This is a genomic window from Oribacterium sp. oral taxon 078 str. F0263 (genome assembly GCF_000469565.1).
Classification (GTDB): Bacteria; Bacillota; Clostridia; order Lachnospirales; family Lachnospiraceae; genus Oribacterium.
Genome location: NZ_KI273100.1, coordinates 1 through 14,427, shown reverse-complemented (window position 1 = coordinate 14,427; position 14,427 = coordinate 1). Strand labels below are relative to the sequence as shown.

The window sequence follows — 14,427 nt, the reverse complement described above, 5'->3', positions numbered from 1 at the left end:
GGCCGCGGCAGTCGGAGCGAGAGCGTCCCGCGTTGGACGGACAAACGACAGATCGATTCACTCCTATCCGAAGCCGGCTTACAAACATAAAAATCTGCTGTAAAGTAGACTCAAAGCACTTCCAACCTTTCCCATTGTTTTCCACCGATCCGACCCTTTGTCTGCCGATAAGCGGGCCGTCTTTTGCTCCGGCGCTTAAGGACTCGGCATCAGCCGACCTCCCTTCGGGAGGCACTTCTCTTCGAGAAGACTCAAGGACGCTCCGAGTCTGCCTGATGGCAGACTTCTACGCTCGCGTCCGCTGGCCGCGGCAGCCGGAGCGAGAGCGTCCCGCGTTAGACGAGCAAAGGGCGGATCACTTCCCCATACAGAATTTACTGAAAATCTCGTCGATCAGGTCTTCCGAGACCCTCTCCCCGAGGATCTGCCCCAGTTCTTCGTAGGCACGCATGATATCAATCGTATAGAAGTCCTCCGGCATACCATTTTCAATCGAGCGGCAGAGCTCGCGCAGCGCCTGCCCGGCGTTTTGAAGAAGCTTCCTCTGTCTTTCACTGCATATGATGAGCTCCTGGTTCCAGCGGAGCTCTCCTCCAAAGAACATTTCCCGGATCTTTTCCGAGAGCATGCTGATTCCCTCTTCCGTTCTCGCGGAGATCGAGAGCACCGGGCAGCCGCTTCTCTTCTTCATCTCCTCCTCCGAGATGATGGTCCTTAAATCCGATTTATTGAGAAGGAGCAGCGCCTTCTTCCCCGGCAAAAAGCGAAGGATCTCTTCATCCGAGCTGTCCAGCGGCCGCGAGGCGTCCACAACGTAGATGATGAGATCCGCCTCCTCCGCAGCCCTTCTGGCCCGTTCCACGCCGATTCTCTCCACGGGATCCTCCGTCTCCCGAATTCCGGCCGTATCAATGACCCTGAGATTAAGATCCTTGAGGGAGAGCTCCTCCTCCAACGTATCTCTCGTCGTCCCCTCGATCTCCGTTACGATCGCCCTCTCTTCTCCCAAAAGAGCATTGAGAAGGGAGGACTTCCCGGCATTGGGTTTTCCGACAATCACGGTGCGGATTCCCTCCCGGAGCAGTCTCCCGGAGGAAAAGGAGGCCTCGAGTGCCTCTGTATCGCGGAGCAGGGATTCCGCATGCAGGCGAAGCCTTTCGGAAAAGCCATCCAGGGAGATATGTTCCGGATCATCGAGCGCCGCCTCGATATAGGCATCATCCTCCAGAAGAATTTTTCGCATCTCCCGGATCTTTCGGGAAAGTGATCCCCGAAGCTGGGAAAGACCGGCTCGAATCGCATCCTCGCTCCTCGCATGGATGAGATCGGAAACTGCCTCTGCTTCAGAGAGATCGAGTCTTCCGTTCAGAAAGGCTCTCTTCGTAAATTCTCCCGGCTCCGCCGGTCTCGCTCCGCTTCGAACGCAGAGAGATAGAACCTTTTGGAGGAGAAGCACGCCCCCATGGCAGCTGATCTCCACGCTGTCCTCCCCGGTATAGGAGTGCGGCGCGAGAAAGCTTGTGACGAGAACCTCGTCAACTGCCTCCTCATTGTCATAGACAAAGGCGTAGCGAACCCGGTTTGGCTTTGAAAGATCGAGTCTTTTCCCGCTCTTTGTCCTCAGGAGGCTTCCGGCGACAGAAAGCGCATGCTCTCCACTGATCCTTATGATGCCGATCCCGGCCTCCGCCGCTGCGGTGGCCAGCGCGCAAATCGTATCCTCTGCTCTCTCCATCTCCGCTCCCTCCGTCAGGCTGTAAAATTCCTTCTTTTTTACAGGAAGCGGGGTATCCCGGATGGGAATACCCCGCTTCCTGCGGTCAATACTTCCTGCGGTCAATGCTCTCTGCCGCCTCTGTCCTCCCAGTCTCTCTGGGGAGAGGCCTTCGGATAGATCACGACATGGCGGAAGGGCTCATCCCCCTCCGATTTTGTCGCCGCAAAGCGATCGTTCTGCAAAGCCGCATGAATGATGCGGCGCTCATACGGATTCATCGGCTCGAGGCTTACCGGCTTTCTGCTCTTCTTCACCCGGTAAGCAATATTTCTGGCCAGCGTCCGAAGCGTCTGTTCCCTTCTCTTCCTGTAGTCCTCCGTATCCAGCTTTACCCGGATATAGTCCTCTCTGTGCTCCCTGTTGACTACAAGGGAACAGATGTACTGAAGGGAATCCAGTGTCTGCCCGCGCTTTCCGATCAGGATTCCCATATCCGGACCCTTTAATTCGATATAGAGCTCATTGTTCTGGCCCCTGAATTCGCTCTCGGCACTGACCTCCATTCCCATTCCGAGGAGAACGGAGCGGAGGAAGGAAAGTGCTCTCTCATCGGCTTCCCTCACCTCACTTTCGGAGATCTGCTTCGTCTCTCGCTGTCTGACATGGGATGAGGGCTTAGTCATCAGCATATTGGCAGGATCGTAGCCGCCTCGGCTGAATTTCCCTTCTGTATGGCTCTCCTCATTCCCCTGATTTCTGCTCCGATAAGGAGATCTCTCTCGGGGAGAAAAGTCCGGGCCATTTCTCTTTCCGAATCTTTCTTTTCTTCCCGATCCTGTATCCCGCTCTTCTCTCCTCCTTCCATTCCCCCTTCGCTCTATTCTTCTCTCCCGGACTTCTCTCTGTTCTTCCCTTTTTTCTTCCCTTCTCCCGCTCTCTTCCGGATGCGACACAGGGATCGAAGAAAAGGCTTTCTCTTCTGAGAAGGGCGCTTCCGCTCCTTCCTCTCTCCGTTCCGCTCGCTTCATCCCGCTCTCCGGGATCCTCTCTCTTTTTCTCTTCTCTTCTCTTTCTTTTGTGAGGCCGTCCTCTCCCTCTTCCTTGATCTTTCCGGAGGTGATGCTCCTGATCTCTCTCTCCAGGCGCTCCAGCTCTTTCTGTTCTTCCTTTACGCTGGCTTCTAAAATCCAGGGCTTTGCCCCAATGCCGAAGAGCCCTCCCGTCCCCTGCACTAAAACATGATAAGAGAGCCTGTCTGAAGTCGTGTGCAGCTGGATCAATGCCTTCGTGATCGCCTCATCCTTTGTCTTTGCGGAAACTCTGATTTTTTCCATTTTCATACCTCAGCCAAGGGCCTTTCGCTCCCCTGGCCAAACCTTAGTCCTTTTTCTTCTCGTTCTTTTCGTTGTAAAGCCTCACCATATTCGCCTTACTCGCGAGACTCCCCTCTTTCGCATTCTGATTATAGTATTCCGTGGACTCCTTCGTCCTCACATTTTGCTTCGCAATCGTCTCCATCCGGCTCTTCTCCGCATGATCCATCTTCGCCTGCATGGATTGAATTTTCTGCTCCACGGCCCGCTCATCGATCGGCGGAAGTCCCTTCTTCGCCCTCCTCGCATTCGCCTTCGCCATGGACTCCTGTATAAGCTCTTCGTTTGTCTTCTTCCCGAAGAACCAGTTCAGGGCCAGCTGCTGAATCAGCATAAAGAGAGAGGAGGCGATCCAGTAGAGTCCGATACCGGAGGCAAAGGAGAAGCAGAAGTACACCGACATCAGCGGCATCATGATATTCATGCTCTTCATCATCTGCGCCGACTGATCACTTCCGTCCGCTGCCGCCATATTCTGCTTCTGCATGAGTATCGTGCTCGCCCACTGTGTGAGCCCCGCGAGGATCGGTATCAGCCAATAAATTGTCGGCCGCAGTCCATAGGAAGAAGGAGCCGTGGAAAGATTCAGTCCCAGGAAGCTGTTGATATGCTGCGCCTTCAGCGCCGCGCCCTCAATCACAGAGGAAGCCTGCGGAAAGCTTTCGGAAAGCTTGAGCCACTGCGCCGGATTCAGACGATAGAGGAAATCAATGATAAAATTCTGCACGGCATCCGCGCTGTATTTTGTCGGATCGCTCTGGCCCAGATTGTGGAGCAGCTTCAGCGTAGACGTCAAATCATTGGAATTTGCGAATTCCACCAGCTTTGAAGCCGCATCGGCTCCGCCGATCGAGGAGCATACCTTCTCGTAAATCACCCGGACAGAGGGAACATAGGCCGGGATATTCATGATAATCCGGTAGAGCGCGAAAATGATCGGAAGCTGCAGAACGAGCGGCAGACAGCCGGAGGTCATGGAGGTTCCATATTTCTCATAGACAGCCTTCATCTCCGTCTGCTGCGCCATCATCGACGCATTATCCGACTTATTCTTGTATTTTTCCTGAATCGCCTTGATCTCCGGCTGCATAACCTGCATCATTCTGGAGGACTTCTGCTGCTTCAGCGAGGTCGGAAAGAGAAGGATCCTCGTGACCAGAGTAAATAAAATGATGGCCAGGCCGATATTCGGGATTCCGATCCTGTCCAAGAAAACATAGATTGCATTCATAATCAGCCCGAGTACCGTTACGATCAGATTCCAGATCGGGCCGAACAGCGGAATATTAGACGTATTCTTCGTCAACAAAGCCAATGATAAGTAATTCAAATTCTACCCTCCATAGTCAGGGAACAGGATCATATCCGCCCTTGGCAAAAGGATTGCAGCGCAAAATCCTCCAGACCGCCAGCAATGTTCCTTTTACAGATCCATACTTTCTGATCGCCTCGATGGCATATTGAGAGCAGGTCGGCGTGTACCTGCAGCAGCAGGATCCCTTCATCGGAGAAAGATATTTCTGATAAAAGCGGATCAGCGCTATTTCCATTTTCTTTATCATATTGGAATCATCCTATGCCCCGTCCTGCGGCTGCCCATGATTATCGAAATTTTAAGATGACTTTCTTCCTATTATATAAGAATTCAAAATGAAATCTTCCAAGATCAGAATTCAGCCATAGCACCATCCGTCTCTTCCTCTTCCAGGATATGATGCCTGCTGCATAGCTCGAGGTAGGCCCTCTCAATTTTTCGATAATCGGCTGAAGCCGAAGCCTTTCGAACAACCACAATGATGTCCAGCCCTTGTTTCAGATTTTTGTTCCGTCGAAATATTTCCCTGAGCTTCCTCGCCAGGCTGTGTCTCACGACAGAATTCCCGATCTTTTTGGAGCAGGAAATTCCGAGACGGTTCCCCTCCATTCCATTTGGAAAAACATAGACCGCAAGACAGGCATTCGCGCGGGATTTCCCCCTCTGATATGCTCTTTGATAATCCGCACTTTTCTTTACGGACGGGAAGCGTTTCATAAAATATCTCCAGTATGGAAGAAAGACCGCTCGAAAAGCGGTCTCTTCTCGTTTACTCTATGTGCTGAGCTTACACAGTCAGAGACGCTCTTCCCTTCGCTCTTCTGGCAGCCAGTACTTTTCTTCCGCCGGCCGTAGCCATCCTGGCTCTGAATCCGTGAACCTTTGCTCTCTGTCTCGTCTTTGGCTGAAATGTCATTTTCCCCTTGTGCACGGCAATCCCCCCTTTCCTACTGTTTTCGGGCAAACATCGCTCTCATTATATAGATTGGGTCCCCATCCGTCAAGAGATATCCTTTTTCCCCCTGTCTCCGGCCTTATCCACAAATTTATGCACTTATCCACAGTACAAAATTCTATCCACAAAATGTTGATAGATTGTGGACAAGTGCATAGTGTGCATAGGATAAATCCACATTTTACGGGCTTTTTCCCACTTCTCCACCACTTCCTGCCTTACTTATCCACATTCAGCTTGCTATTCTATCCACAATCGGGTATGCTATATACACTTTTTTCACAGCGCATTGGAGTTTATCATGTCGGAACAATTCGAAGTCATAAGAGGAAAATGGGAAATGATCCTGGAATATGCCCGGGATAATTTTGATGTGATGCCCGTATCCTACAAGACCTGGCTAAAGCCCCTGGAGCTCTGCGACTTTATTGACGGAGAGCTTATTATTATTGCGCCGGATCAAGGCTTTTGCCAATACATCGAAAAACGCTATGGTACGATTCTCAAGGTTTCGATCGAGGAGATCAGCGGAATCTCCTCGGAGATCCGCATCATCACAGCGGAGGAAGTGAGAAATTATCATAAGGCAGGAGAAAAAAAGCTCACAGAAGAGGACTTTCCCCAGATCTTAAAAAAAGCGAATCTGAACCCCCGCTATACCTTCGACAGCTTTGTCGTCGGTTCCTCAAACAATCTCGCCCATGCGGCGAGCCTCGCCGTCGCGGAATCCCCGGGAGAAATCTACAATCCTCTCTATATCTACGGGGGAGCCGGACTCGGGAAGACCCACCTCATGCAGTCGATCGCTCACTTTATCTTAAAATCCAATCCGCAGTCCAATATCCGCTATGTGACATCGGAGACCTTCATCAATGAGTTCGTCGACTCGATCCGAAACAAGAACAATCTCTCCCCGGCCGAATTTCGGAAGAATTACCGGGAGCTGGATGTTCTCCTCATAGACGATATCCAGTTCATCATCGGCAAGGAGGGAACGCAGGAGGAATTTTTCCACACCTTTAATACTCTCTATGAGAACAAGCGCCAGATCATCATCGCATCCGATAAACCGCCGAGAGACATCGACAATCTGGAGGACAGGCTGCGCTCCCGCTTCGAGGTCGGTCTCATCGTAGATATCCAGATGCCGGACTACGAGACCAGAATGGCAATCCTTCGGAAAAAAGAGGAACTCGAGGGCTACAGCATTGACAACGAAGTCATCAAATACATCGCGACAAATATAAAATCCAATGTCAGAGAGTTAGAGGGAGCCCTGACTAAAATCGTCGCAATGTCCCGGCTCGAAAAGAAGGATGTCACACTGGAGCTCGCCGAGGAGCTTCTGAAGGACCATATCAGCTCGGAGGCACCAAAGGAGGTGACGGCACAGCTCATCATCTCCCTGGTCGCGGAACACTTCAATCTGAATGACGGCGACCTCTCCTCTCAGAGAAAGAACAAGGAAATTGTGCTTCCCCGGCAGATCGCGATGTATCTTTGCCGGGAAATGACGGAATCCCCTCTGAAGGCCGTCGGTGAACTTCTCGGCGGAAGGGACCATACCACGATCATGCACGGACACGATAAAATATCCACAGAATTACGCACAAACGAACAATTAAAATCCACAATCGAGGCCCTGCGGAAAAAGATAGCTCCCTGAGGAAATCTTGTCCACAGCCCGCTGCACAGCATTTTAACGTACTTATCCCGGACAGAAAATAACGATATTCTGCGCCTTCCTCGGGATTTTCACTTTTCCACAGCTCCTACTGATACTACTGGATAAAAAAGAAAAAGAAGAAAAGGAGAAACCGCCTCATGAAACTGCAATTTCAAAAGGATGCCCTGATTTCCTCCATCAATATCGCCATAAAGGCCGTTCCCTCGAAAAGCACCATGCCGATTATGGAATGCCTTCTTCTGGACGCCTCCAACGGAAAGATCTGTCTTGTGGGAAATGATACGGAATTCGGGATTGAAACCGTCTGCCGGGGAGAGATTTTGGAAGCGGGAAAGGTGGCACTGGATGCGAGGCTTTTTTCTGAAATTATTAAAAAACTGCCTCAGGATAACGAACTTTCCGTTTTAATAGAAAGTGATGAGCATTTTGTCACCACAATTCGCTGCGAAAAGTCCGTCTTTAAGATTTCGGGGAAGGACGGCAATGAATTTACCATGATTCCCGGAATCGACCGGAGCAATTCTGTCTCTCTCTCTCAGTTCACGCTGAAAAGCTTCATCAATCAGACGATCTTTTCTGTCGCTCTCAATGAGAGCAATAAGAAGATGACGGGAGAGTTCCTGGAGGTAAAGGGAGATCTTTTTTCCGTGTGTTCTCTGGATGGGCATCGGATCTCGATCCGCCGCACGCAGCTGAAGGAAAGCTGTCCGGAGATGAAGGCCATTGTACCCGGGAAAGCATTGATTGAGATCTCCAGGATACTGAGCGGAGGCCTGAAGGATGAGGTGATGATTTACTTTACGAAGAATCATATCCTCTTCGAGTTTGATGATACCTTGGTGCTGAGCCGTCTGATTGATGGGGAGTATTTCCATGTCGCGCAGATGCTCTCAGAGGATTATGATACGAAAATTACGGTAAATCGAAGAGAGCTTCTGGATTCCATCGAGAGGTCCACTATCTTTGTACAGGACAATGAGAAGCAGCCTTTGATCCTTCGTATCTCCGACGGCCTTCTCTCTCTTCTCATAAGCTCTGATCTCGGAAGGATGGATGCGGAGGTCTCCATAGAAAAGAGCGGAAATGATCTCATGATTGGCTTTAACCCCAGGTATCTGGCGGATGCGCTTCGGAATATTGACTCGGAATCCGTTTCCATTTACTTTACCATTCCGCGCTCTCCTCTTTTTATCCGGGATGATGAAGAGACTTATACTTATATGATACTTCCGGTCAATTTCAATGCGGACGCTATCTGATGCAGATCGACTCGCTGGAATTACAGAATTTCAGAAATTATGAAAATCTGAGCCTCCGTCTCTGCCGGGGAAGCAATATCCTCTACGGAGAAAATGCCCAGGGGAAGACGAATCTCCTCGAAGCGATTTTCATGGCCTGTACGGCGAAATCCTACCGTTTTACAAAGGATCGGGACCTGATCCGCTTCGGGGAGGAGGAGGCCCACATCAAGCTGATCCTGAGGAAGGGAAGCGCTCCTTATCGGATCGATATGCATCTGAAAAGGAATCAATCAAAGGGGATTGCGATCGATGAGATCCCGATTCGAAGGGCCTCGGAGCTTTTCGGGATTGCAAATATCGTATGCTTTTCTCCGGAGGATCTCTCCCTCATAAAGGACGGCCCCGTGGTCCGCAGGAGATTCCTGGATCTTGAGCTCTGTCAGCTGAACAGAGGCTATCTCCAGGAGCTTGGGAGATATGGAAGGATCCTGAATCAGAGAAACCGCCTTTTAAGGGATATCCCCTTTAAGGCCGGCCTTTTGGATACGCTTTCTGTCTGGGATGAGCAGCTGCTTTCCTCGGGGACGGCTCTGATTGAGATCAGAAGCGCCTTTATGAAGCGCCTTTCTCCGATTATTTCGGAGATCCACGGGAGGCTTTCCGGGGGGAGGGAAAAGATCGAGGTCGACTATGAGCCAAATGTAAAAGCGGAAAATTTTCGGAAGAAGCTTTCTCTTCTCCGGGAATCCGAGCTCAAGCAGCACCTGAGTCTCGCCGGTCCGCATCGGGACGATATTTCATTTCGAATCGACGGGAGAGATATTCGGAAGTTCGGCTCCCAGGGGCAGCAGAGAACTGCGGCTTTGGCGCTTAAGCTCTCGGAGATTGAGCTGGTCCGGGAAATGATCGATGACACCCCGATCCTGCTTTTGGATGATGTGCTCTCTGAGCTGGATTCTGCGAGGCAGAATTACCTTCTTAAGATTTTAAAGGATACGCAGAATATCATAAGCTGTACCGGTCTCGACGATTTCCTCTCCAAGCGCTTTCCGATCGATCAGCTCTATCAGGTAGAGAGAGGGAAGATCAGAGAGCTCCCGCGCTCAGATACAAAAGTCTGTTCGGGATACCGTTTTTCTGATACAATAAAGGAATAATGGAAATATATTTGCTGATGCCATTGATTTCGGCATGGATCTTATGCTTGATCCGCCCGATGAGGAGGGAACGTGTCAATAGAGCAGAATGAGAGAGAGGATCTGGAGAGAGAGCGGGAGCTTATGAAGGGCTCTGAGAATTACGGTGCGGATCAGATTCAGATTCTGGAAGGACTGGAAGCCGTGAGAAAGAGGCCCGGTATGTATATCGGCACGACCTCCTCCCGCGGACTGCATCATCTGGTCTATGAGATCGTGGATAATTCTGTGGATGAGGCTCTCGCGGGCTACTGCGGGGAAATCTCTGTCACGATAGAGCCGGATAATTCCATCACGGTGGAGGATGACGGAAGAGGGATCCCCGTCGATATCCAGAAAAAGGCGGGAAAGCCTGCTCTTGAGGTCGTCTTTACGGTACTTCACGCGGGCGGGAAGTTCGGGGGCTCCGGCTATAAGGTCTCCGGCGGACTGCACGGTGTGGGAGCCTCCGTCGTGAATGCGCTGTCCGGGAAGCTTTGGGTCAGGGTCTACAGGGATGGAAAAATCTATCAGATGGATTTTGAGCGCGGAAAGACGACTGCGCCGATGCGCATCGTCGGATCCTGTGAGCCGGAAAGGCATGGGACAAGCGTTCACTTTCAGCCGGACCCGGAGATCTTTGAGGAGACAGTATACGATTTTGAAACGCTGAAGGTGCGTCTTCGGGAGACGGCCTTTTTGACGCGGGGGCTCCGCATCAATCTAAAGGACAAAAGAGAAGGACAGGAACAGGAGAAGAGCTTTCACTTTGAGGGCGGAATCAAGGAATTTGTGAGCTATCTGAACCGGGGAAAGGATCCCCTCTATTCCGAGGTCATATACTGCGAGGGAGAGAAGGACAAGATTTTCGTCGAAGTGGCGATGCAGCACAATGATTCCTATACGGAAAACATCTATACCTTTGTCAACAATATCAATACCCCGGAGGGAGGGACGCATCTCACCGGCTTTAAGAACGCGCTCACAAAAACCTTTAATGATTATGCGAGACAACATAAGCTCTTAAAGGATTCGGAGCCGAATCTCTCCGGAGAGGATATCCGGGAGGGACTGACCGGCATTATCTCCGTTAAGATCGAGGATCCGCAGTTTGAGGGACAGACCAAGCAAAAGCTCGGGACTTCGGAGGCGCAGACCGCGGTGCAGAGCATTGTTTCAGAGCAGCTCACTTATTTTCTGGAGCAAAATCCGTCTGTTGCGAAGATTATGTGCGAGAAATCGATCCTCGCGCAGCGAGCGAGGGCGGCGGCCAGGAAGGCCAGAGACCTCACGAGGCGGAAATCAGCGCTTGAAGGGGTGGGACTTCCCGGAAAGCTCGTCGACTGCTCCAGCCGTGACCCGGCAAGCTGCGAGATCTTTATCGTGGAGGGGGATTCCGCCCTCGGCCCCGCAAAGGAGGGCAGGAATGTGGAGACGCAGGCGGTGCTTCCGCTCAGAGGGAAGGTTCTGAACGTGCAGAAGGCCCGGCTGGACAGGATCTATGCGAATGAAGAGATCAAGGGGATGATCACAGCCTTCGGCACGGGGATCAATGAGGATTTTGATATCACAAAGCTTCGCTACCATAAAATCATCATCATGACGGATGCGGATGTGGACGGAGCGCATATTGCGACTTTGATGCTGACCTTTATCTATAACTTTATGCCGGAGCTCATCAGACAGGGGCATATCTACCTCGCGCAGCCGCCTCTTTTCAATATTCAGAAAAACAAAAAGCATTACTATGCCTATTCCGATGAGGAATATCAGAATATTCTGCGGGAGATCGGGGCGGAGGGGACAGACGTATCCCGCTTCAAGGGACTCGGCGAGATGGATACGGAGGAGCTTGCGGAGACCACGATGGATCCGGAGACCAGGACACTTTTGAGAGTCAATATGGCAGAGGACGACAGGGCGGAGCTCGACCTCACCTTTACCACTCTGATGGGAGATCAGGTGGAGCCGAGGAGAGAGTTCATTGAGCAGAATGCGAAGTATGTGAATCATCTGGATGTCTGATCGTTCAGAGGGACAGAAGGAGGCGGATTTTGGAGCCGAATATCTTTGACAAGGTTCAGGACGTCGATTTAAAGAAGACGATGGAGAACTCCTATATCGATTACGCGATGAGCGTCATCGTGTCGAGGGCGATCCCGGATGTCAGAGACGGACTGAAGCCGGTGCAGAGAAGAGTTTTATACTCTTTGCAGTCTCTGGGGGTCACTCCGGATAAAAAGACGAAGAAGTGCGCGACCATCGTCGGGGAGACCATGGGAAAGTATCATCCCCACGGGGATTCCTCGATCTATGGGGCCCTCGTTTACATGGGACAGCCCTGGTCCATGAGACATGTTTTGATCGATAAGCAGGGAAATTTCGGCTCTGAGGACGGCGACAGTCCCGCTGCCATGCGCTATACCGAGGCGAAGATGTCCCGCATCGCGGCGGAGATGCTCTTTGGTATCAACAAGGACACCGTCGACTTCATGCCGAATTTTTCGAATGAGTATGAGGAGCCGACAGTGCTTCCGGCAAGATTTCCGAATCTTTTGGTGAACGGGGCCACGGGGATCGCGGTCGGCATGGCGACCAATATTCCGCCTCACAATCTGAGGGAGGTCATCGATGCGCTGGATCTCATCATCTCCGATCGGATCGAGGGAAGAGAGACGGAGCTGGATGAGATTATCAAGAAGATCAAGGGGCCGGATTTTCCCACCGGTGCTCTGATTCTCGGGCGAAGAGGGATAGAGGAGGCGTACCGAAGCGGAAGGGGAAAGATCAAAATGCGGGCCGTCTGCGAGATTGAGCCTATGCAGAGCGGGAAGCATCGGATCCTTGTGAAGGAGCTCCCCTATCTCGTCTGCCGCTCCCGGATCATCGAAAAGGTGGCGGAGCTTGTGAAGGACAAGAAAATCGACGGGATCACCTTCATAAACGATGCTGCCGGGAAGGGCTCCAGCGCAAAAATCAATATCGAGCTCCGAAAGGATGCGAATCCGAATGTGATCCTGAATCAGCTCTATAAGCATACGCAGCTGCAGGATACCTTCGGCGTCATCATGCTCTGCATCGTAAACGGAGAGCCCAGAATCCTGAATTTGCAGGAGATGCTGAATGAATTTCTGAAGCATCAGATCAATGTCGTGACGAGGCGGACCCGCTATGATCTCAATAAATGTGAGGAGAGGGCCCATATTCTGGAGGGACTTTTAAAGGCCCTCGATCATATCGATGAGATCGTCCGGATCATCCGCGCGGCGGATACCGTGGAAAAGGCGAAGCAGGATCTCATCGCCCGCTTCGCGTTCAGTGACGCACAGGCGCAGGCGATCGTGGACATGAGGCTTCGCGCGCTGACCGGACTGGAGAGGGGGAGGCTTCAGTCGGAATACGAAGAGCTCCTTCGAAGAATCGCGCGCTACCGGGAGATTCTTTCGGACCAGAGGGAGCTTCTCTCTGTGATCCGGAAAGAGCTGATGCAGTTAAAGGAGAAATTCGGAGAGGAGCGCCGGACGCAGTTTGCCTTTGACGATGCCCTGGACGATGAAGACCTCATTCCGGATGATGACATTGTGATATCCTCCACCCGCCTTGGCTATATCAAGCGCATGTCTCCGGAAAATTTCCGGCAGCAGAACCGGGGAGGGAAGGGAATCCGCGGGATGCAGACCCTTGATAATGACAATATCGAGGATCTTTTCATGAGCACAAACCATCATTATATCATGCTCTTTACCAATAAGGGGCGCTGCTTCAGAATCAAGGGCTATGAGATCCCGGAGGCCTCCCGGACCTCCCGGGGAACGGCGCTGGTAAATCTTCTCAAGCTGCAGCCGGAGGAGAGAGTCAATGCCTGCTTCAGTCTCCGGGATCTTTCCTCAGAGCAGTATCTTGTGCTCGCGACGAAATCCGGCCTTGTGAAGAAGACCCCGCTCTCTCAGTATGCCAATGTGCGGAAGAATGGACTGATCGCGATGAATATCCGGGAGGATGACCAGCTCATCGAGGCGAAGCTGGTCGATCCGGGAGAGGAGATCATGCTTGTCACGAAAAAGGGCATGGCGATCCGCTTCCGCGAGGAGGATATCCGGAGCACCGGGCGTTCCGCCATGGGAGTGCGGGGTATAAGACTCGACTCCGGCGATGAGCTGATCGGGATGCAGAAGCTCTCTCAGGGAAGCCATCTTCTCCTGGTCTCGGAGAAGGGCTATGGGAAGCTCACGGCTACAGAGGAATTCAAGCCGCAAAACCGCGGGGGAAAGGGGCTTCACTGTTATCGCATCACGGAAAAGACCGGCGATCTCGTGGGCTTTAAACTCTGTGATCAGGACAGGGAAATCATGCTGATCACCTCTGAGGGAATCCTCATCCGAATGAGCCTCGGAAAGGTCTCCGTCATAGGGAGAAACACCTCCGGCGTAAAGTTCATGGATCTTCCGAAAAACGGAGATACCGTAATCGCATCGATCGCAAAGGTCAGGGAGTCCTCCGAGGACGAGGGAGAGGAGTCGGAGGAAACAGACTCCTAAAGGGAAATCCTATATGGAAAGCTTCGCCGGGATTCCGTCCTTTCGCTGTGTTCAGCGACTAAGTTTTTTCAGGCTTTTCCGCTTTCAGGCGGAAGAACAGACTTTATGCTTTATGAGCGAGCAAAAAGACATTGACAGAGAACTTTTTTATTGCTAATCTAGATAGGCACCGGTAAAAACGGTGCTCCCGGAAAAGCTTCCGGGCCCGCATTGATAAGAGAGAGATCAGATCAGAGCGGGAATTCAAAGGGAGAAATACTCAAGAGGCCGAAGAGGCGCCCCTGCTAAGGGTGTAGGTCGGGTTAAACCGGCGCGAGGGTTCAAATCCCTCTTTCTCCGCTTGGCAGCTCCGCAAAAAGCAGAATAAAATGCTTGACAAGACTGCGGCGGCCTGCTATCATAAGCAAGCTGTCCGAAGGGGACAGC

11 protein-coding genes and 1 tRNA gene are annotated in these 14,427 nt (G+C 51.7%); 6 read left to right on the top strand and 6 right to left on the bottom strand.

Features of this window, described 5'->3' with window-relative positions; genetic code table 11:
* Positions 1-355: 355 nt before the first annotated feature.
* The 6 genes from mnmE to rpmH form a co-directional block, all read right to left on the bottom strand.
* On the bottom strand, positions 356-1,735 hold the full coding sequence (mnmE, locus tag HMPREF1986_RS03885) for a tRNA uridine-5-carboxymethylaminomethyl(34) synthesis GTPase MnmE (RefSeq protein WP_036599254.1): 1,380 nt from the start codon (positions 1,733-1,735) through the stop codon (positions 356-358).
* Positions 1,736-1,836: 101 nt separating this feature from the next.
* On the bottom strand, positions 1,837-3,057 hold the full coding sequence (gene jag / locus HMPREF1986_RS03880) for an RNA-binding cell elongation regulator Jag/EloR (protein ID WP_021773464.1): 1,221 nt from the start codon (positions 3,055-3,057) through the stop codon (positions 1,837-1,839).
* 37 nt (positions 3,058-3,094) lie between these two features.
* Complete coding sequence (locus HMPREF1986_RS03875; RefSeq protein ID WP_036599246.1) at positions 3,095-4,420, bottom strand: YidC/Oxa1 family membrane protein insertase; 1,326 nt, start codon at positions 4,418-4,420, stop codon at positions 3,095-3,097.
* A 16-nt stretch (positions 4,421-4,436) separates the two neighbouring features.
* Positions 4,437-4,652 carry a membrane protein insertion efficiency factor YidD gene (gene yidD, locus HMPREF1986_RS03870; RefSeq protein WP_021773462.1) on the bottom strand — a complete coding sequence of 72 codons (216 nt, stop codon included), beginning with the start codon at positions 4,650-4,652 and terminating at the stop codon, positions 4,437-4,439.
* A 104-nt stretch (positions 4,653-4,756) separates the two neighbouring features.
* On the bottom strand, positions 4,757-5,122 hold the full coding sequence (gene rnpA, locus HMPREF1986_RS03865) for a ribonuclease P protein component (RefSeq protein ID WP_021773461.1): 366 nt from the start codon (positions 5,120-5,122) through the stop codon (positions 4,757-4,759).
* Between the two features lie 70 nt (positions 5,123-5,192).
* Complete coding sequence (gene rpmH, locus HMPREF1986_RS12815; RefSeq protein WP_081443128.1) at positions 5,193-5,321, bottom strand: 50S ribosomal protein L34; 129 nt, start codon at positions 5,319-5,321, stop codon at positions 5,193-5,195.
* Between the two features lie 340 nt (positions 5,322-5,661).
* Between rpmH and dnaA the strand changes: the two genes are divergently transcribed.
* The 6 genes from dnaA to HMPREF1986_RS03835 all read left to right on the top strand — a co-directional run bounded on the left by dnaA (position 5,662) and on the right by HMPREF1986_RS03835 (position 14,340).
* Complete coding sequence (gene dnaA, locus HMPREF1986_RS03860; RefSeq protein ID WP_021773459.1) at positions 5,662-7,026, top strand: chromosomal replication initiator protein DnaA; 1,365 nt, start codon at positions 5,662-5,664, stop codon at positions 7,024-7,026.
* 158 nt (positions 7,027-7,184) lie between these two features.
* Positions 7,185-8,306, top strand: coding sequence for a DNA polymerase III subunit beta (gene dnaN / locus HMPREF1986_RS03855; protein ID WP_009213524.1), 1,122 nt, complete (start codon positions 7,185-7,187; stop codon positions 8,304-8,306).
* Positions 8,306-9,445 carry a DNA replication/repair protein RecF gene (gene recF / locus HMPREF1986_RS03850; protein WP_021773458.1) on the top strand — a complete coding sequence of 380 codons (1,140 nt, stop codon included), beginning with the start codon at positions 8,306-8,308 and terminating at the stop codon, positions 9,443-9,445. Before dnaN ends, recF begins: the two co-directional genes overlap by 1 nt.
* Positions 9,446-9,568: 123 nt before the next feature.
* On the top strand, positions 9,569-11,488 hold the full coding sequence (gene gyrB, locus HMPREF1986_RS03845) for a DNA topoisomerase (ATP-hydrolyzing) subunit B (RefSeq protein ID WP_036599249.1): 1,920 nt from the start codon (positions 9,569-9,571) through the stop codon (positions 11,486-11,488).
* Positions 11,489-11,517: 29 nt separating this feature from the next.
* Complete coding sequence (gene gyrA / locus HMPREF1986_RS03840) at positions 11,518-14,001, top strand: DNA gyrase subunit A (protein WP_021773456.1); 2,484 nt, start codon at positions 11,518-11,520, stop codon at positions 13,999-14,001.
* A 249-nt stretch (positions 14,002-14,250) separates the two neighbouring features.
* Positions 14,251-14,340: transfer RNA gene (locus tag HMPREF1986_RS03835), tRNA-Ser, on the top strand.
* Positions 14,341-14,427: the final 87 nt, after the last annotated feature.

What these genes read in the sequence shown, in the direction of transcription:
- yidD (WP_021773462.1), bottom strand. Translation starts at nt 4,652, where the DNA reads ATGATAAAGAAAATGGAAATAGCGCTGATCCGCTTTTATCAGAAATAT.
- rpmH (WP_081443128.1), bottom strand. Translation starts at nt 5,321, where the DNA reads ATGACATTTCAGCCAAAGACGAGACAGAGAGCAAAGGTTCACGGATTC.
- recF (WP_021773458.1), top strand. Translation starts at nt 8,306, where the DNA reads ATGCAGATCGACTCGCTGGAATTACAGAATTTCAGAAATTATGAAAAT.
- dnaA (WP_021773459.1), top strand. Translation starts at nt 5,662, where the DNA reads ATGTCGGAACAATTCGAAGTCATAAGAGGAAAATGGGAAATGATCCTG.
- gyrB (WP_036599249.1), top strand. Translation starts at nt 9,569, where the DNA reads ATGAAGGGCTCTGAGAATTACGGTGCGGATCAGATTCAGATTCTGGAA.
- jag (WP_021773464.1), bottom strand. Translation starts at nt 3,057, where the DNA reads ATGAAAATGGAAAAAATCAGAGTTTCCGCAAAGACAAAGGATGAGGCG.
- mnmE (WP_036599254.1), bottom strand. Translation starts at nt 1,735, where the DNA reads ATGGAGAGAGCAGAGGATACGATTTGCGCGCTGGCCACCGCAGCGGCG.
- dnaN (WP_009213524.1), top strand. Translation starts at nt 7,185, where the DNA reads ATGAAACTGCAATTTCAAAAGGATGCCCTGATTTCCTCCATCAATATC.
- rnpA (WP_021773461.1), bottom strand. Translation starts at nt 5,122, where the DNA reads ATGAAACGCTTCCCGTCCGTAAAGAAAAGTGCGGATTATCAAAGAGCA.